This is a genomic window from Pseudomonas sp. F(2018), assembly GCF_005508865.1.
In the GTDB taxonomy this organism is placed as follows: domain Bacteria; phylum Pseudomonadota; class Gammaproteobacteria; order Pseudomonadales; family Pseudomonadaceae; genus Aquipseudomonas.
In genome coordinates, this window is the sequence record NZ_SCOM01000003.1 from 142,342 (window position 1) to 159,954 (window position 17,613).

At 67.1% G+C, this 17,613-nt stretch carries 14 protein-coding genes and 2 pseudogenes; 7 read left to right on the forward strand and 9 right to left on the reverse strand.

Features of this window, described 5'->3' with window-relative positions; all coding sequences use genetic code 11:
- Positions 1 to 21: 21 nt before the first annotated feature.
- Entirely contained in the window at positions 22 to 258 is a 237-nt protein-coding gene (locus tag FFS62_RS14595; RefSeq protein ID WP_137973564.1) for a hypothetical protein, read from the reverse strand.
- Positions 255 to 953, reverse strand: coding sequence for an MOSC domain-containing protein (locus FFS62_RS14600; RefSeq protein WP_137973565.1), 699 nt, complete (start codon positions 951 to 953; stop codon positions 255 to 257). The genes FFS62_RS14595 and FFS62_RS14600 overlap by 4 nt, the downstream gene beginning before the upstream one ends.
- Before the next feature lie 124 nt (positions 954 to 1,077).
- Here FFS62_RS14600 and FFS62_RS14605 point away from each other — a divergent pair, with 124 nt between their 5' ends.
- Together FFS62_RS14605 and FFS62_RS14610 are read left to right on the forward strand one after the other, a co-directional pair.
- Entirely contained in the window at positions 1,078 to 1,971 is an 894-nt protein-coding gene (locus FFS62_RS14605; RefSeq protein WP_137973566.1) for a LysR family transcriptional regulator, read from the forward strand.
- A 298-nt stretch (positions 1,972 to 2,269) separates the two neighbouring features.
- Positions 2,270 to 2,665, forward strand: coding sequence for a YkgJ family cysteine cluster protein (locus FFS62_RS14610; RefSeq protein ID WP_043311043.1), 396 nt, complete (start codon positions 2,270 to 2,272; stop codon positions 2,663 to 2,665).
- A 9-nt stretch (positions 2,666 to 2,674) separates the two neighbouring features.
- Here the strand turns inward: FFS62_RS14610 and FFS62_RS14615 are convergent, their stop codons facing one another.
- The 7 genes and pseudogenes from FFS62_RS14615 to FFS62_RS14640 form a co-directional block, all read right to left on the reverse strand.
- Positions 2,675 to 2,866: a hypothetical protein gene (locus FFS62_RS14615; protein WP_137973567.1), complete on the reverse strand. Its 192-nt coding sequence runs from the start codon at positions 2,864 to 2,866 to the stop codon at positions 2,675 to 2,677.
- Entirely contained in the window at positions 2,863 to 4,014 is a 1,152-nt protein-coding gene (locus FFS62_RS14620) for a PepSY domain-containing protein (RefSeq protein WP_137973568.1), read from the reverse strand. Before FFS62_RS14620 ends, FFS62_RS14615 begins: the two co-directional genes overlap by 4 nt.
- Positions 4,015 to 4,217: 203 nt before the next feature.
- Positions 4,218 to 6,155: an autotransporter domain-containing protein gene (locus tag FFS62_RS14625; protein ID WP_371920139.1), complete on the reverse strand. Its 1,938-nt coding sequence runs from the start codon at positions 6,153 to 6,155 to the stop codon at positions 4,218 to 4,220.
- A 168-nt stretch (positions 6,156 to 6,323) separates the two neighbouring features.
- Entirely contained in the window at positions 6,324 to 8,087 is a 1,764-nt protein-coding gene (gene cptA / locus FFS62_RS14630; RefSeq protein ID WP_137973570.1) for a phosphoethanolamine transferase CptA, read from the reverse strand.
- A 120-nt stretch (positions 8,088 to 8,207) separates the two neighbouring features.
- Positions 8,208 to 9,062: a methyl-accepting chemotaxis protein gene (locus FFS62_RS23690; protein WP_371920144.1), complete on the reverse strand. Its 855-nt coding sequence runs from the start codon at positions 9,060 to 9,062 to the stop codon at positions 8,208 to 8,210.
- A gap of 6 nt (positions 9,063 to 9,068) precedes the next feature.
- Positions 9,069 to 10,268: pseudogene (locus FFS62_RS23695) on the reverse strand (HAMP domain-containing protein); the annotation flags it as partial.
- Between the two features lie 172 nt (positions 10,269 to 10,440).
- Complete coding sequence (locus FFS62_RS14640; RefSeq protein ID WP_137973572.1) at positions 10,441 to 11,865, reverse strand: PLP-dependent aminotransferase family protein; 1,425 nt, start codon at positions 11,863 to 11,865, stop codon at positions 10,441 to 10,443.
- 97 nt (positions 11,866 to 11,962) lie between these two features.
- Here FFS62_RS14640 and FFS62_RS14645 point away from each other — a divergent pair, with 97 nt between their 5' ends.
- From FFS62_RS14645 to FFS62_RS14665, 5 genes and pseudogenes are all read left to right on the forward strand, one after another.
- On the forward strand, positions 11,963 to 12,901 hold the full coding sequence (locus tag FFS62_RS14645; protein ID WP_137974008.1) for an EamA family transporter: 939 nt from the start codon (positions 11,963 to 11,965) through the stop codon (positions 12,899 to 12,901).
- A 3-nt stretch (positions 12,902 to 12,904) separates the two neighbouring features.
- A pseudogene (moeB, locus tag FFS62_RS14650) lies at positions 12,905 to 14,795 on the forward strand (molybdopterin-synthase adenylyltransferase MoeB).
- Positions 14,796 to 14,805: 10 nt separating this feature from the next.
- Positions 14,806 to 15,723: a PLP-dependent cysteine synthase family protein gene (locus tag FFS62_RS14655; RefSeq protein WP_137973573.1), complete on the forward strand. Its 918-nt coding sequence runs from the start codon at positions 14,806 to 14,808 to the stop codon at positions 15,721 to 15,723.
- Positions 15,724 to 15,740: 17 nt separating this feature from the next.
- Positions 15,741 to 16,724 carry a serine O-acetyltransferase gene (locus FFS62_RS14660; protein WP_256662242.1) on the forward strand — a complete coding sequence of 328 codons (984 nt, stop codon included), beginning with the start codon at positions 15,741 to 15,743 and terminating at the stop codon, positions 16,722 to 16,724.
- A 3-nt stretch (positions 16,725 to 16,727) separates the two neighbouring features.
- A complete protein-coding gene (locus FFS62_RS14665) occupies positions 16,728 to 17,453 on the forward strand; it encodes an alanyl-tRNA editing protein (RefSeq protein ID WP_137973575.1) in 726 nt (241 codons plus the stop codon).
- Positions 17,454 to 17,613: the final 160 nt, after the last annotated feature.

A 17,613-nucleotide genomic window follows, 5' to 3' on the forward strand; every position in this document is an offset into this window, starting at 1 on the left:
TTCGCGCACATTGCATGACCGTCACGCCTCTCCGAGCTCCAGATACCGGTACTGCACACCGAGCAGGCGAATGCCCTCCGGGCCGCACTCGACGATGCGCCGTTGTTCCTGGCGTTGCTGCACCCGCAGGCCGAAGCCCTCAGCGGCCGGGAAGCGCCGCGCCAGTTCGTCGCGCACCTCGCTCAAGCGCGCGCCGGCGACCGTCAGTTCGGCCCACAGGCAATCGTCGCGGTGCAGCTGGATCAGATACTCGTTCATGCGCTCAGCGCCGGCCTGGCCGGGCCCTCCAGGCGGTTGCGCCAGTCTTCCAGCTGGCCGCTGGACAGGCGCCGCGCGGCGCTGTGGCGCCAGCGCTCGGACAGGGCCTCGCAGGCCAGCAGCTGTTGCAGGCCGCCGCGCTCGAGGGGAAACTGGAAGTAGCTGCGGATGGCCTGGGCCACGCTCAGGCCGGGGTGGCTGCGCTGCGCCAGCTCCAGCGGTTGCGCGGCGCTGACCCAGCCCGGACGCAGCACACGGAAGAACCAGCCGCACAGGCCGTTGTTCTGCATCTCCAACGCCAGGCCCGGCAGCGCCCAGCGCTCGGCCAGGCGGTAGCAGGGCGAACGCGGCTGGCTGACCTGCAGCAGGGCATCGCCCCAGCGGAAGATGTCGCCGATGCACACCTGGCTCTCCAGCAGGCCGCGGCTGGACAGGTTCTCGCCGAAGGCCGGCTGCTGCCAGTCGCGCTGCGGGTAGTGCTGGCGCCACTGCGCATAGTGCTCGGACGGGTAGAGATGCAAAGCGCGCTCGGGGCCGCCGTGGTGACGACTGTCGCCCTGCTCGTCGCCTTCCAGGCCTAGCGGGCCGAGCCATACCTCGACAGTCACCGGCAGCTTGTTCAGCGCGCTGACGTAACCGCGGCCCTCATCCACGGCTTTTCCTATGAATAATCCCGCCACCTCTGCCTTGATCATTTTCTCCGCCACCCAAGTCGCGGCTGTCGATGCGGCAGATGATAGGGATCTGGCCGGCGCGACGACATTTCGATTTCCCAGCTTCATTGATAAGCTGAAGTTATCGATAACCGAGGAATGGCCCGTGGACTTTCGCCAGCTGCGCTACTTCGTCGCCCTCTACGAGGAAGGCCATGTCGGCCGCGCGGCCGAACGCCTGAGCCTGTCACAGCCGGCGCTGTCGCAGCAGATCCGCCAACTGGAGCAGAACCTCGAAGTGGCGCTGTTCCAGCGCAGCGGCAAGCGCCTGCTACCGACCCTCGCCGCGCATACCCTGTACAGCCACGCGCTGCCGCTGCTCGACGGCCTGGAGCGCGCCCGCGATGCGCTGCGTGGTTTCCGCGGCCGCGCGCCACGCAGCCTGGCCATCGGCGTGCTGCAGACGGTCAATGCCAGCCTGGTGCCGCACCTGCTGGAGAAGCTGCGCGCCGCCCAGCCGCAGCTGGTGGTGCAGATCTACGAGCTGTCCGGCCTGGAGATCGAGCGGCGCCTGCTCAGTGGCAGCCTGGACATCGGCATCGGCTTCCTGCCGCCGCGCCAGCCCGGCCTGCACAGCCTGGAGCTGTACGAGGACGAGCTGCAGCTGGTGGTGCCGCCGGAGCATGCGCTGCGCGAATTCAGGAAGGTATCGCTGGCCCAGGCGGCGGAGCAGCCCATGCTGCTGCTCGGCGAGGAGTTCCGCGTGCGGCAGATCTGGCAGGAGCAGTTGGCCCTGCTCGGCCGCCGCCCGCATGTGCAGGCCGAGCTCAACCACATGAGCGGCATCCTCGACAGCCTGCCGCACTCGGCCGGCCTGGCTACCGTGCTGCCGGGCCGCGCGCGCCAGCTGCATGCGAATCAGGGACTACTGTGGAAGCCGATCAGCGAGCCGCGGGTGCCGCTCAAGGTTGGCCTGGTGTTCCGCGATGCGCAGCGCCAGCAGCCGACGCTAGATCTGCTGGGCAAACTGCTGAACGAGGTGGTGAAGGGAAATGGCTGACGCGGAAAATAAAAAACCCCGCTTGCGCGGGGTTCTGCAGACTGGTTCCTGACATCCGTGATCCGTTCGCCATCCTGGCGGACAATCCCTCATTTCCCTGTTGTCGCGGTGCGCTTCCTGCGCTAAGTCCTTGAAAGCGAGATTAATCTTCCTAATAGCACGGTGATAGCAGCCTTCGCCGGCGCGCCGTGTAAGCCAAAGATTACAAAGCCGCCGAGCGGGAAGGGGTTCACAAAGTCGGTGTGACCGCTATCATCGCGCGCCTGATTGACCTGCGCCCCGCGCCACCGAGCCTGACATGAGACCGCAACTGATCGCCGCCGCGGAAATCGACCGCGTCGAAACCTGGACCAAGTACAACAAGGACATGTGCACCAGCTGCATGTCCACCTGCTGCACCATGCCGGTGGAAGTACGCATCGTCGACCTGATCCGTCTCGGCGTGGTCGACGAGTTCGAGCGCGGCGAGCCGCCGAAGAACATCGCCAAGCGTCTGCAGAAGGAAGGGCTGATCGAGCGCTTCAACCAGAAGTCCGGCATCTTCACCCTGACCCGCATGAGCAACGACGACTGCATGTACCTGGATCGCAAGACCCGCCTGTGCACCGTCTACGACAAGCGCCCGGACACCTGCCGCAACCACCCGCGCATCGGCCCGCGCCCGGGCTACTGCGCCTGGCGCCCCAAGACCTGAGCCAGGCGCTTACGACGGTTTGCGCGGACTGTTACGCATCCGTAGCCAGACCAAGCCGAGCAGCACCAGCGGTATGCCCAGGCTGAGCCACGACAGCAGGTCGTAGACCTCATCGCCGACCAGCGCCGAAAGCAGGCCGAACAGGCTCAGCACAGCCAGCGCCAGGGGCCAGCGGAAGATCATCCACAGTCCGCGCCTCATGCCCCGCCCTCCGCCACCAGGCCACCGGCATTCAGCTCCGCCAGGCGCTTCTCGATGGGCGCCTTGCGCCGGGCCAGCCAGAGGTACAGGCCGCTGATCAGGATGACGATGGACACGATATCCAGCAGCGCCCAGATGATCTTCAGCGGCAGGCCGCCGTAGTCACCGAAGTGCAGCGGCTGCGAGATCAGCAGGGTCTTTACGTACATCGGCATCTCGCGCATGTCGGTCAGCTCGCCGGTCGTGGCATCGACCAGCGCCGGCTTGAGCAGGCGCGCGGTCAGCGGCGTGTCGCCGCGCATGAACACCGCGTAGTGGTGCTGGCTGCTGAAGTCGGTGCCGGGGTAGGCAACGAAGCTCGGCTTCATGTCCGGCGCAGCCGCCTGGGCGGTCTGCATGGCCTTGTGCAGCGAGCCCAGCTCGGTCAGCGGCGGCAGGTCCTTGTACGGCGCGGTCATTTCCGCCAGCTGGCCGTTCTGCCACAGGCCGAGGATCGGAATCGCAAGGGTGTTGATCACCCCGGTGGCGCCGACCACCAGCACCCAGGCCAGGGTGACGATGCCGAGCACGTTGTGCAGGTCCAGCCACTTCAGACGGTTGCTGCGCGCGGTGCGCACGGTGGCGAAGTCCAGCTTGCGCATGAACGGTGTGTAGACCACCACGCCGGACACCAGCGAGGACACCAGCAGCAGGCCCATGAAGCCGAGGAACAGGTAGCCGGGCAGGCCGAGGAACATGTCGGTGTGCAGACGCAGCATCAGGTGCATGAAGCCGTCTTCCGGCGGCTCCGAGGGAAACAGCTCACCAGTGCGCGTATCGAAGTTCTGGATGTAGGCATCCAGCGGCGGCGGCTGAATGGTCGGCGCCGTGAAGATGAAGCCCAGTGGTTCTTCCGGATCGAAGCCGACGAAGCGCACCACCTCGCCCGAGCGCACCGCCAGCGCCTCGGCGATCAGCTTGTCGTAGTCGATGCGCGGCGAGTCGGCGGTGATCTCCTTGAGCTCGGGGTGCGGCTCGAAGTAATGCTCGATCTCCTCGTGGAAGATCAGCGGTAGCCCGGTCAGGCACAGCATCAGCAGGAAGACGGTGGAGATCAGGCTGGTCCACTTGTGGACCAGGTACCAGTTACGCAGGGCTCGGGCGGTCATCTTCGGCTCGTCTTGGCATCCGAGCGGCCTGCGAGGAGCGGAAGCTGGCACCAGCAGTCCGCCGCCACGAAAAAGCCCAGGAGACCTTCTCGCGGCGGCGAACATGCGCGCGCTCTTCCCGCTGCTGCGTGTGCGGCTCGGTAATCATTTGCGAATACTTCTCATGTTATCCGCTACCAGCCAACCCCCACAAGCGCAACGCCTTACCAATCCAGCGACAGACTCAGGCCGATACCATGCAGATCGTCATCGCCGGCCTTGCGGTAGTCGTAGCCGACCTGCAGGGCCAGCTCCGGCGCCAGGCGCTGGCGCAGGCCGAATGTGGCGCGGGTCAGGTGCTCCTCGCGCTCCACACCCTTGAGGCTGAAGTCGACGCCAGGGACGCTGTTCAGGCGCATGTCGACCTCACTCTGCTCGTCCTCGAACTCCTTCTCCTGGGCGATTTCGCCGAACAGCTCGGCATCTTCGGCCAACTGGAAACGCGCCTGCAGGCCGACGCCCAGGCGCCGTGAGTCGCGGGTCTGGTCGTCGTAGCTCAGTGCGGTGGAGCTGGCGCCATCCTCGCTGTAACCATTGACCTCGATGCGCGCCACGTCGGCACTGACGAAGGGCCGCAGGCTCAGGCGCGGGTCACCGGCTTCCAGCTCGATGCCCAGGCGCCCACCGAGGGCCAGCACCTGGCCGTCGGTATCGCCGCGCTCGGTGCGGGTGGTCTTGCCGAGGGCGAAGCGCCGTTCCAGGTCCTGGTAATCCAGGTAGCCGGCGCTCAGCGTCGCGTCGCCCCACAGCAGGCCGTCGCGATACTGGACGAAGGCGCTGGCCAGGTAGCTGCGCAGGCCGTAGTCGGAGTCGCGCGGGCCCAGCTGCAGGTCCTGTTCCTGCACATCCAGCGCCGCGCCCAGGCGCCACTGCTCGCTCAGGCGATAACTGCCGCCCAGGCTCAGGCCCTCGCCGCTGGCGTCGCCGGCCGCGCTGGTGTCGCGGCCGTCCAGATCGGCGCGGCGCGTGCTGCCATCGACGAAGCCACGCCAGTGACCGACCGCCTGCCAGGCGCCCGCGTCGCCCAGCCATTGCTGGCGCAGACGATCCTGGCTGCCGCGCAGGGCCGTCTCGGCGGCCTGAGGCAACAGGCTCAGCTCCCATGGCGCGGCCAGGATCGAATAGCCCTGGTCGGCGAGGATCTGCTGCATGGCGGTGGTCGGGTGCACGAAATCGGCGTAAATCAATCGATTGGGATCGGGAGTGATGCCGCCCAGGCCATACACCGGATTGACCCCGGCGCCACAACCGGCGAAGCAGGTGCCGAGCAGGTTCTGCGTCGGGTCGAAGCCGAAGGCGGCGGCATCAGCCAGCACTTCGCGATAGAGCAGCGGCACATTGAGCGGGATGACCTCGGCAGGGATAGCACCGAGCCTTGCGGTCAGCTCGGCGTTAAATATCCGGGCCAAGGCCTGCTGGCCTGGATTGACCACCCCGCCGGTGACCGGGCTGGCCACGTCCACCAGCAGCGGCACCATGAAGTAGCGACCTCCCGCGGCCTGCAAAGCCCCCACGCTGGCGGCCAGGCGCCCCGCGGCAGCGCGGGAGCTGGCGGCATCGACGACCAGCCCCTGGAGGAAGTCGTTGCCGCCGCCATTGAGGTAGAACAGGGTGTCCGGATCGACGCTCAGTCCGTTCTTGCCCAGATAAACCAAGTAGCCATCGCGCTGGCGGATCAGCGGATCGGCATAGGTCAATCCGGCACGGACCTGAGAGCCACCGATCCCGGTGAGCGGGTCGAACACCCCGGTGATGGAGTTGTAGACCTGGTCCGTGCGATAGCCACCAACGGCCCAGTTGTTACCGTCGGCCTGACCAGTCAGGGCGCGCATGACGTTGGTGGAGGCCACTTGCGGCGAAAGTCCGAGCAGATCGTTGATCAGCATCGGCGAGGTGTAGCCATAGGCCTCGCCCAGGCCATATCCAGGGCCAACTCGATTGGTATGGCGCACCGGGTTGTTGGGGGCGCCGGCCTCGGGGCGCTGGCCGGCGTCGCTCAGGCTGTCGCCAAATACCACCATGCCGCTGTACGCGCCGGCCTCGGCCGAGAAGGCAGTCGCCAAAAGGCAGGCGAAGGCCAGCGGAGTCAATACTCGCTTCATGATCCATGTCCCTTGTTCTTGTTGTGATGGGCAAGCGGCGAGGGACTTTAGGGACAGTAAAGGGGGAACGCACGATCGCTCCGCGCAAATTCCCTACTAAGACTGAGGTACTACGCAACGGATTACTCCACTGCACAGCACTCGTTCCTGGGAGCGAACAAGCCGAAGCTAGAGCTGCAGCGTGCGACCTTTCCGCGGCTCCTGACGGGCCAATTCGTGACCGGCCGCCTTGGGCTTGATCAGGCTGAAGTCGATCAGGTTCTGCGGCTGTTGCGGATTGCCGATCAGCAGCGGGCGCGGCTTGAAGTCGGCGCCGACCAGGCTGCGGCTGCGGTCACGCTCGGCGAAGTCGAGCCCGGCGAGGTCAGCCCAGGTGTGCACCAGGCTGGAGCTGCTGGCCGCCCGCCCGATGGCCTGGCTGAAATCGCGCGGCTGCTGGGCCTGCCATTTCGGCGAATTCCACAGGATGAAGGGAATGGTGTACATCGGCCCGGTTGGCGCCGCCTCGTTCCGCCCCAGCACCTCGGCCTTGGGCGCGTCGAACACCGCCTCGCCGTGGTCGGAGAGATAGAGCAGGAAGCCGTTCGGGTCGGTGGCGGAGAAGCGCCTGATCAGGCTGGAGACGACGAAGTCGTTGTACAGCACCGCGTTGTCGTAGGCGTTGTAAGTCGGCAGCTGGTCGTCGCTGACATGCTCCGGCGCGCCCTGGCGATCGGTGAAGCGCTCGTACTCGGGCGGATAGCGATACTGGTAGCTCATATGGGTGCCGAGCAGGTGGACCACGATGAACTTGCGCGGCGCATCCTCGGCCAGCACCTTGGCGAACGGCTCGAGCACATCGCCGTCGTACTGGCGGGCATTCTGCTCGCGGTTGTTGTTCAGGTAGAACTGCTCGTCCGCCTGCTTGGAAAAGGTGGTGAGCATGGTGTTGCGCTTGGTGATGGTCTGCTGGTTGGTGATCCAGTAGGTCTTGTAGCCGGCCTGCTTCATCACGCTGACCAGTGACGGGGTGTTCAGGTAGGCATCGGGGTTGTTCTGGTCGGCGAAGGTCAGCACCTGCTGCAGCGCCTCGATGGTGTAGGGCCGCGGCGTGACCACGTTGCCGAATACCTGCAGCTGGTCGCGCAGCTTGTCCAGCTCCGGCGTGGTCTGGCGGTCGTAGCCATACAGGCTCATGCGCTGGCGGTTGGTCGACTCGCCGATGACCAGCACCAGGGTCGCGGGCTGGCCGGCGTGGGCGTCCACCAGATCGGTCAGCGGCGCGATGCGCTGGCGGCCCTCCAGCTGCGCCTGCATGTTGGCCAACTGCGCGCGGTACTGCCGATAGCCGACCACCAGCTGCCAGGGCGTGGCCGGCTCGATGCGCTCCTCGAAGTTTTCCAGCGCCGAGCGCAGGTCGTCATGCTTGCTGAACTGGCGCAGGACCGGGTAGCCGAGCGAGGAGAACAGCAGGAACAGCGAAGCCAGCAGCGCCCCCGGCCTGGACAGGTACACCGGGCGCACCTTGCGCCACAGCAGCCAGGCGCCCAGGCCATAGGCGAGGAAGGCCGGCACCATCCACCAGGCGAAGTACTGCGCCAGGTACTCGGTGCCCTCGCTGACGTTGGACTCGAAGAGAATGAAGATGACGCTCTGCGAGAACTCCTGGCCATAGATCAGGAAGTAGCCGAAACCGGCCAGCGAGCACAGCCACAGCGGCACGCCGATCAGCGCCGCCAGCAGGCGCGCCCGCGCCGGGAACAGCACCAGCGGCACCAGCCACAGCAGGCTCAGCACCAGCGACTGACGCAGCCCGGAGAAGCCGGCACTGTCACTGGCATAGATCAGTACCTGGGTGACACCCGAGAAGTACCAGAAGAACAGAAAGGCCCAGCCCAGGCCGGCCCAGTCGATGCCGCCGCGAGAAGCGTCGGCGCGTTGCGCGATAGTCATCACAGCCCCAAGGCGAAGCGGGAAATTCCCTTATGACCGGGGAATCTGCCGGAGCGGGCGTGAAAACTTTGTCAAAGGTCAGGAAAGCCAGCGGCAGCGGTTTTCGCCGCTGCCGGATCCTCAATCCAAGTGGAAGTGCGCCGTGTTCTGCGCCAGGGCACGGCTGCCGTCGCTGAGGCGGTCGGCGACGCCGTGTACGGCCTGGGCGCCGTGCAGCAGGTCGGCGGCGGCCTGGTCGACCTGCTGGATGTTGCCGCTGACTTCCTCGGCCGTGGCGGCCTGTTGTTCAACGGCGGTGGCGATCTGCGCGATCATGTCGCTCACCCGCTGCACGGCGCCGGCGATCTCGCCCAGATGCTCGCCCAGTTCGGTGACCGAGCCGGCGTCGACTTCGGCCTGGCTGCAGGCGGTCTGCATCAGCTCCACCGATTGCAGCACCACGCGCTGCAGGGCCTCGACCGTGGCGCTGATCTCGCGGGTCGATTCCTGGGTGCGCTGCGACAGCGAACGCACCTCGTCGGCGACCACGGCGAAGCCCCTGCCCTGCTCACCGGCCCGCGCCGCCTCGATGGCGGCGTTGAGTGCCAGCAGGTTGGTCTGCTCGGCGATGCCCTTGATCACCACCACCACCCGGTCGATCTGCTGGGCCTGCTCGCGCAATTCGCCAAGGGCGGCGGCGGTGTCGCCCAGGCGCGCGGTGAGCTGACGCATGCTGGCGGTGGTCTGCTGGCTGCGCTGGTTGCTCTGCTCGGCGATGTGGCGGGTCTGGGTCGCATCCTGGGCGGCCATCTCGCAGTTCTCCGCCACGCTCTGCGCGGTGGCGGCCATCTGCGTGGCGGCGGCGGCGATCTGGCTGACCTGCTGCTGTTGCTGTTCCACCGCGCGCAGGGCCGACTGGGCCTGCTCGCTGAGGGTGACCACGGTATCGCTCAGCTCCGCGCTCTCGCGATTGACGCCCTGCAGCGAGCCGCGCATCTGCGCCACGGCGTCGTTCAGTGCGGCACCGATCAGCGCCAGTTCGTCGTTGCCGTGCACCGTGACATGCCGACGCAGGTCACCATCGCGCAGCGACTGGGCCAGCGCGGTGATGCGCCAGCTGCTGCCGCGGATCGACGCCTGCAGGCAGACCAGCGCGTACAGCGCCAGCGCCACCAGCACGCCGAAGGCGCCGAGGGTGATGATCAGTGCGCGCAGGGCCTTGGCGCGGTACTGGCCGAGGCGGGTATCCAGCGCCTCCAGGGTGGCGCGCTGCAGCGTCTCGATATGGCCCAGCGCCGTGTCCATGCCCTGCTCGAACGCCGCCACGTCGAGCTGAATGCCGCCGTCGCCGTACATCTTCTGGTCCAGTTGCTTGAGCCAGTCGTCCAGCCCGGCCAGGCTCTGGGCATAGGCCTGGTTCCAGGCCGAGAGCGACTTCGGCAACTCGCTTTCCAGGCGCTCGCCGAGCTTGGCCAGTTGCTGGCGCGACTCGCCGGCGGCGGCGCGCATTTCACGCAGCTGCAGGCGGCTCTGCAGGCTGAACTGGCCGGCGGCCACGGCGCCCTGGCCGACGCTGGCGAGCACGCCGAGGCGTTGCTGCAGACGTGGTGAATCCTGGGTGGCCAGCTGCATCAGCAGGTAGGTTTCCAGCCAGGGGTCGAGGATCAGCCCGCTCTCGGTGGCGATCTGCTCGCGCAGGGCGCCGAGCTGCTGCAGGCTAAGGGTGAAGCGATCATAGGCATCCGGCCACCAGCCGATGCTGCCCAGCGCCTGGGCGCGCAGGCCGTCGCGCTGGCCCTGCAGGGTGCGCAGGCTGGCTTGCAGCTGTTCGCTGGCGCCCTCGGCCACCAGGGTCTTCTGCAGGTCATCCAGCGCCTGGTCCAGCTCGGTCTCGCTCTGCTGCAGGCGGGTGATGGCGGCCTGGGTTTCGGCCGAGGCCTCGCGGTTGCGCTCGGTGGACTTCCAGCGGGCGGTCAGGTTGCGCTGGCGCACCAACACCTGCTCGACCTTGTCCAGGGCCTGCAACTGCAGCACCCCGGAATGCTCGTCGTCGACGACCTTGAGCTTGCCCAGATAGTTTTCGCCGATGGACCAGGCGGCGTAGGCCAGCGGCAGGATGAACAGCAGCGCCAGCAACTGGAACTTGCGGGCGAAGCTGAATTTCTCGAGTGCGTTGACTCCGGGCAGCAACAGCGCATTCATCGTCGAACTCCTGAATCGGACGAAACTGCGAAGCGCATGAGCTAGCAAATGCCGAGCCACGCCTTCGCCGCTTCAAGGCTTCCATGGATATCGGAAGCCTCGCTGACTTCATGAGCTAAACGATAGAAGGCATTGCGCCATCAAGGTGCAAAAAGGCGCCATACGGGCGCATCTACTCGTCGAACTGACCGATGTCCTGGCGCAGGGTCGCGGCCAGGGCCTGGAAGCCCTGCAGCAACAGCTGGTCGCTGTGCGAGGCGTTGCTGACGCTGGCGCGGACGAACTGCGGCACCGCCGCGCGGCCGACGGCGAAGGCCTCGGCGGTGGCGATCAGGCAGTTCTTCTGCTTCAGGTCGACCTCCACGTCCGAGGCGCGCCAGGGCTCGGGCACCTCGATCCAGAAGTGCGGGCACTGCGCATGGGTGCGATAGCTCAGGCCCTCCAGCAGCCCCTGCACCAGCGCCTTGCGCCGGCCGATCTCGGCGATCTGCTGGCGCAGCAGCTTGGCGGCGATGCCGTTGCTGATCCAGTTGGTGGCCAGCTCCATGGCCAGCGGGGTGGCCATCCAGCAACTGGCGCGCAGGGTCGCGGAAATGCGCCCGACCAGGGTCGCCGGCGCGTGCAGGTAGCCGACCCGCAGGCCGGCGGCCATGGCCTTGCTCAGGCTGCCGATCAGGATGGTGCGCTCCGGCGCGTAGCAGCTCAGTGGCGGCGGCCGGTCCTCGACCAGCACGGCGTGGGCCTCGTCCTCGATGATCAGCAGGTTGTGCTCGCGGCAGATGGCGGCAATGGCCTCGCGGCGGCGCGCGGACATCACCCCGGTGGTGGGGTTCTGCAGGGTCGGCGTGCAGTACAGGGCAGTGACCCGGTTGTGCCGGCACAGCTCGTCGAGGGACGCGGGAATGATCCCCTCCTCGTCCATGCTGGCGCCGAGCAGCTTGATGCCGAGCATGCGTGCGGCGGTGATCAGGCCCGGGTAGGTGAGCTGCTCGGTGACCAGGCTGTCGCCGGCGCGCAGCAGTGCCATCAGGGTGCAGAGCAGGCCGTGCTGGCCGCCGTTGACGCACAGCACCTGCTCGGCCTGGGGCTGGAAGTCGCCATGGGCCAGCCAGTCCGCACCGGCCTGGCGGTAGCGCGGCAGGCCGGCATCCGGGGTGTAGAGGGTCAGCTCGGCGAGAGTCTGCGGATCATGCGCCAGGTCCATCAGGCTCTGCGCCAGCAGGCTGGTCTCAAGGCCAGGGATGTGCATGTTGCGACTCATGTCGAACTGCTCCGGCCGCTCCTCGACGAAGTTGCTGAAGCCGGCGTCGCGCTTGCGCTCCAGGTCGCGCTGGCGAACGAAGGTGCCGTCGCCAACCCGCGCCACCACCAGGCCCATGCGCTCCAGCTCGGCATAGGCGCGACTGACCGTGCCGATGGTCACGCCGAGGCGATCCGCCAGGTTGCGGTGCGGCGGCAGCTTGGCCCCGCCCTCGATGCTGCCTTCCAGAATGCCGATCTCCATGGACCCGGCCAGACGTTTGTACTTGGCGCCATGCCCCGAGGTTAACGCCTCGCGCAGCATTGACACCGTGTCAATAATTGGTTTGACAGCCATTTTTCGTCCAAATAGCCTAATTGATCAGTATCAATCGCGATTGATTCCTGAGTATTAGGGTTCAATTTTGTGATCACGAAGGATTGTCATCATGCCAATGTCTGCCGTAATTGAAAACACCGGTAAATCCGCCAAGTACTGGTTGGGTGCCTTGATCACCAGCCTGCTGTTCCTGATCGTCTGCCTGAGCTGGGGCACCACCTGGCTGGGGATCAAGATCGCGGTGGAGACCGTGCCGCCACTGACCGCCTCCGGCCTGCGCTTCCTGATCGCCTTCCCGCTGTTCCTCTGCTTCGCCCTGATCCGCGGCGACTCGATCTTCTTCCCGCGCAGCCATCTGGGCTTCTTCGTCTTCGTCACCCTGTGCTACTTCAGCCTGCCCTACTACCTGCTCAACTACGGCGAGACCCACGTCTCCTCCGGCCTCACCGCACTGCTGTTCAGCTGCATGCCGGTGTTCATCCTGCTGTTCTCCGCGATGTTCCTGCGCGAGCGCATTTACCTGTCCCAGGTGATGGGCATCGGCATCGGCTTCGGCAGCCTGTTCATGATCCTGCGCAGCCAGGGCCTGAGCCTGGCCCACGACGAGTTCGCCGGCGTGCTGGCGATCCTGGCGGCGGCGGTGATGCACGCGCTGTGCTACGTGGTGACCAAGAAGAAGGGCGCCGACATCAGCGTCATCACCTACAACACCCTGCCCATCGGCCTGGCCGGTCTGATGCTGTTCCTCGTCGGCCTGGGCGTGGAGCACCCCAGCTTCTCCGCCATCAGCGCGCGCTCGTGGATGGCCCTTACCTACCTCGGCCTGTGCGCCTCGGTGGGCGGCTTCATCGTCTACTTCTTCCTGCTCAAGCGCCTGAGCCCGGTGATCCTGTCCTTCGTCTTCATCATCTTCCCGGTGTTCGCCGTGATCATCGGTTCCTGGTACGAGGGCCTGCCGATCTCCCGCGACCTGGCGCTGTACTCCGCCCTGCTGCTGGCCGGCTTCGCCATCACCAAGGTGCCGGTGGAAAAGCTTCTGGCGAAGAGGGACTGAGCCATGCCCGACAAGGACGTCCTCAACCCGCAAGCCCTGCAGACCATCTACCGCCACGCCTGCGCCACCTACCCGGAGGAATGCTGCGGCTTCGTCTTCGCCGATTCCCGCGTGCACCAGGGCCAGAACATCCAGGACCAGCTCAACCGGCTCGATCCCGAGGTGTACCGGCGCAGCGCCGCCAACGGCTACACCTTCGCCGTGGCCGACACCCTGCTGCTCAACCGCAGCCTGCGCGGCGACAACCCGGCGCGGGTCATCTACCACTCGCACCCGGATGTCGGCGCCTATTTCAGCAGCGAGGACGTGGACAAGGCGCTGTTCATGGGCCAGCCCATCCACCCGGTCGCCTACTTGGTGGTCGACGTGCGCGAGGGCCGGGCCCACGGCGCCAAGCTGTTCGAGTGGAGCGGAGAAGAATTCGTCTGCAGCCGGGAATTCCCGGCTCCCCCTAATGGCCTGCAATAAAAGGAGTTTGGCTATGAGTGTGGTGATTTTTCCGGAGGTGCTGGCCCGCGTCGCCAGGCTGCCCGCAGCAAAGCTGGAGGGTCAGGGGCGTACGGTGCGCGAGCTGGTGGAGGATGTCTGCGGCCGTCACGCCGGACTGCGCGAGCATCTGTTCTACGGCAACGACCAGTTCAAGGAGCACTTCCTGCTCACCGCCAACGGCGAGCTGGTAGAGGCCGACAGCCAGCTGCCGGCCGATGCCGAACTGGACATCATGCTCGCCACCTCCGGCGGCCTGGACTGCGACGAGCTGAGCAACGACGAGGTGCGCCGCTACGTGCGCCACATCACCCTGCCGGACGTCGGCCGTCGCGGCCAGCTGCGCCTGAAGAATGCCCGCGTGCTGATCATCGGCACCGGCGGCCTGGGCTCGCCGGTCAGCCTCTACCTGGCCGCCGCCGGCATCGGCACCCTCGGCCTGGTGGACTTCGACCGGGTCGAGAGCAGCAACCTGCAACGCCAGGTGGTGCACGGCACCAGCACCCTCGGTCTGGCCAAGGTGGAATCGGCACGCCGCCGCCTGACCGACCTCAACCCCGACATCCGCATCGACGCCCATGACTGCGCCCTGACCCCGGACAACGCGCTGGACCTGGTCGGCGCCTATGACCTGGTGATCGACGGCACCGACAACTTCGCCACCCGCTACCTGCTCAACGACGCCTGCGTGCTGCTCAAGCGCCCGCTGGTATATGGCGCCCTGCACCGCTTCGATGGCCAGATCAGCCTGTTCAACCACCAGGACGGTCCCTGCTACCGCTGCCTCTATCCCAAGAGCCCGCCCGCCGAACTGGCGCCCAACTGCAACGCCGGCGGCGTGATCGGCGTGCTGCCCGGGGTGGTCGGCCTGCTCCAGGCCACCGAGGCGATCAAGCTGATCCTCGGCATCGGCGAGCCCCTGGTCGGCCGCCTGATGCGCTTCGATGCCCTGGCGATGAAGTTCAGCGAGGTGCGCTTCAAGCGCCGTAGCGATTGCCCCACCTGCTCGCCAGCGCGTAGCGACCGCAGCCTGCAGGTCGAGCCGCCCTCCACCTGCGCCGCCATGGCCGGCGACAGCACATTGCCGGCGGAGCTGTTCATCAGCCCGCAGCAGCTGCAACTGAGCCTGGTGTACGGCGAAGACCTGCAATTGCTGGATGTGCGCGAACCGAACGAGCTGGAGGTCTGCGGCCTGCCCACGGCGCTGAACATCCCGCTCGGCGAGCTGGGTGAACGTCTGGGCGAGCTCGACCGCGAGCGCACCCTGTGCCTGATCTGCTATGGCGGCCCGCGCGCCGAGCGCGCCGCGCGCCAGCTGCTGGACACCGGCCACTCGCGGGTGAAGGTGCTGCAGGGCGGGCTCAAGGCCTGGGCCCGCGACGTCGCCCCCGACATGCCGCTGTACTGAGGGCCGCGCGATGATCCACGAATCCCTGCTGCAGGCCATCGGCGAGACGCCGGTGGTGCGCCTGGCGGCCTTCAGCGCCGAGACCGGGCTGGAGGTGTACGCCAAGCTCGAATCGCTCAACCCCGGCGGCAGCCACAAGGCACGTATCGCCCTGGCCATGGTGCGCGACGCCGAGGAGCGCGGCGTCCTGCGGCCCGGCAGCGGGCAGACCATCATCGAGCCGAGTGGCGGCAACACCGGCATCGGCCTGGCCATCGCCGGCAACATCCTCGGCTACCGGGTGGTCCTGGTGATCCCCGACAACTACAGCCCGGAGAAGCAGAAACTGCTGCGCCTGTACGGCGCCGAAGTGGTGCTGTCCGACAGCCGCCGCGGCAACAACTCCCACGGCGAGCTGGCCATGGAGCTGCAGCTGGAAAACCCCGGCTACGTGATGCTCAACCAGCAGCGCAACCCGGCCAATCCGGAGATCCACCGGCGCACCACCGCCCAGGAAATCCTCCGCGACTTCGCCGCGCTGCCACCGGATTGCCTGGTGGCCGGCATCGGCACCGGCGGCCACGTCACCGGCCTGGGCGAGACGCTCAAGGCGCGCTGGCCGTGGCTGCGGGTATTCGGCGTGGAGCCGGAGCAGTGCGACCTGCTCGCCGACCGCCACGCGCCGCACGAGATCCAGGGCCTGTCCATCGGCCTGGTGCCGCGCATCCTCAACCTCGGCGTGCTCGACGGCATGCTCAAGGTCTCCAAGCAGGCCTGCCTGGAGCGCGTGCGCCGCACCATGCGCAGCGACGGCGTCAGCCTGGGGCTGTCGTCGGCGGCCAACCTGGTGGCCATCGCCCAGCTGGCCGGCGAGCTGCCGCGTGGAACCCGAGTGCTGACGCTGATCTACGACGGCGTCGACAGCTACCTGCCGCATTTCGATTGCTAGCCATGGAGGACGACGGGATGCGCTACCTGGACAGGCTGAAACTCTACGACGGGCTGCTGGACCACCTGGTGCACGCGCTCAAAGCGGAAGACATGGAACACCTGATGCCGTATCTGGACGGCATCATGGACAGCGCCGTGGACCAGGTGGCCGAAGACCTGCAGGCCTATGCCGCGCGCGACCCGGCCTCGTGCGGGCGCACCGAGCTGATCCTCGACACCTATGCCTCGTTCAAGGCGGTGCTGTTCCATCGCCTGGCCCACCAAGTGTGGCTGCGCGGCGGCCTGGTGGAGCGCGAGCTGATCGCCCACCGCCTGGCCAACGCCGGCAAGCTGCAGTCGGGGGTGGAAATCCACCCCGCGGCGCGCATCGGCAGGCGCTTCGTGCTGGACCACGGCTTCGGCACGGTGATCGGCGAGACCTGCGAGATCGGCGACGACTGCTACCTGCTCAGCGGCGTGACCCTGGGAGCCGCCGGCATCGCCGACAACCCCGGCGGCAAGCGCCACCCGAGCCTGGGCAACGGCGTGGAGGTGGGCGCCGGCGCGCGCATCCTCGGCGCCGTGCATATCGGCGACCACGCCTTCATCAGCCCCGCCTGCGTGATCACCCAGGACGTGCCGGCCAATACCCGGGTCAGCATCGTCAACCAGCTGCAGATGCAGCGCGCCAGCGCTGGTGCCAGCCGCGGCTACCTGGGTGCGTTCGTGCTCGGCGAGCGCCTGCACCTGGTCGGCGAACTGCCGGAGGCGGAGGAGCTCACCGTGCTCGATGCCGACCACCATCTGCTCGGCTGCCTGACCCTGGAATGCACGGTGCGCGAGCGCCATCACCGCCAGTACCGCCTGCGCAACCTCGGCGCCGTGACACCGGCGCCGCGCTATCCGCTGAACCTGCGGATCGGCGACGTGCTGCAGGACATGACCTTGCTCGATCCGCCCGGCCTCAGCCATCTGGTCCGGGCGGTGCTCAAACCCCACATCCTCAGCATCGGAGGCTGACCCATGTCGGCACTGGCCCTGCATACCCGCCCCATGTTCGACGAGCTGCCCTACCAGCACACCTTCACCGCCCGCGTGCTGGCAGTGAGCGAGCTGGGCGTGGCCCTGGATCAGACCCTTTTCTACCCCACCGGCGGCGGCCAGCCCGGCGACCAGGGCCACCTGCTGCTGCCGGACGGCTCGGCCGTGGCCGTGGTCAACACCCAGCGCGACCCACTGCTGCGGGCGATCATCTGGCACCAACTGGAGGAAGGTCACCCGGACATCCGCGCCGGCACGGAACTGCAGGGCTGTCTGGACTGGGAACGGCGCTACCGGCACATGCGCATGCACACCTGCCTGCACCTGCTGTGCGCCATCGTCGACGCGCCGGTGACCGGTTGCAGCATCGCCGCCGACAAGGGCCGCCTGGACTTCGACCTGCCGGAATCGACCCTGGACAAGGAGCAGATCACCCGCAGCCTGATGGAGCTGATCGACGGCGCCCTCGACGTGCAGGTACAGCTGCTCTCCAACGGTGAGTACCGCAGCCTGCCCAATCTCTGCCGCACCCAGGCGGCACCGCCCCAGGGCAACGGCACGGTGCGGGTGATCGACATTCCCGGCGTGGACATGCAGCCCTGCGGCGGCACCCACGTGCGCAACACCGCCGAGGTGGGCGCCGTGATCTGCGACAAGATCGAGAAGAAGAGCCGGCACAACCGACGCGTGACCCTGCGCTTCGCCTGAGCCTTCCGCCCCACCGCTACCGACCCCCCGTCGGCGCCTCCCCGACTGCCTTCCCTTTTCATCGCCAATGGCAGGGTTATCCGCCCATCGGCGGCGATGAGCACTCCGCGCCGCCCACAAGGCGGCCGGAACCTACCCCCGGAGGACACCTCCGCCCCCG

Excerpts from the sequence above, each read along its gene's own strand:
- FFS62_RS14595 (WP_137973564.1), bottom strand. The coding sequence starts at position 258 with ATGAACGAGTATCTGATCCAGCTGCACCGCGACGATTGCCTGTGGGCC.
- FFS62_RS14625 (WP_371920139.1), bottom strand. The coding sequence starts at position 6,155 with ATGAAGCGAGTATTGACTCCGCTGGCCTTCGCCTGCCTTTTGGCGACT.
- FFS62_RS14610 (WP_043311043.1), top strand. The coding sequence starts at position 2,270 with ATGAGACCGCAACTGATCGCCGCCGCGGAAATCGACCGCGTCGAAACC.
- FFS62_RS14640 (WP_137973572.1), bottom strand. The coding sequence starts at position 11,865 with ATGGCTGTCAAACCAATTATTGACACGGTGTCAATGCTGCGCGAGGCG.
- FFS62_RS14655 (WP_137973573.1), top strand. The coding sequence starts at position 14,806 with ATGATCCACGAATCCCTGCTGCAGGCCATCGGCGAGACGCCGGTGGTG.
- FFS62_RS14665 (WP_137973575.1), top strand. The coding sequence starts at position 16,728 with ATGTCGGCACTGGCCCTGCATACCCGCCCCATGTTCGACGAGCTGCCC.
- FFS62_RS14645 (WP_137974008.1), top strand. The coding sequence starts at position 11,963 with ATGTCTGCCGTAATTGAAAACACCGGTAAATCCGCCAAGTACTGGTTG.
- FFS62_RS14660 (WP_256662242.1), top strand. The coding sequence starts at position 15,741 with ATGCGCTACCTGGACAGGCTGAAACTCTACGACGGGCTGCTGGACCAC.
- FFS62_RS23690 (WP_371920144.1), bottom strand. The coding sequence starts at position 9,062 with ATGCGCGGCTCGCTGCAGGGCGTCAATCGCGAGAGCGCGGAGCTGAGC.
- cptA (WP_137973570.1), bottom strand. The coding sequence starts at position 8,087 with ATGACTATCGCGCAACGCGCCGACGCTTCTCGCGGCGGCATCGACTGG.
- FFS62_RS14620 (WP_137973568.1), bottom strand. The coding sequence starts at position 4,014 with ATGACCGCCCGAGCCCTGCGTAACTGGTACCTGGTCCACAAGTGGACC.
- FFS62_RS14600 (WP_137973565.1), bottom strand. The coding sequence starts at position 953 with ATGATCAAGGCAGAGGTGGCGGGATTATTCATAGGAAAAGCCGTGGAT.
- FFS62_RS14615 (WP_137973567.1), bottom strand. The coding sequence starts at position 2,866 with ATGAGGCGCGGACTGTGGATGATCTTCCGCTGGCCCCTGGCGCTGGCT.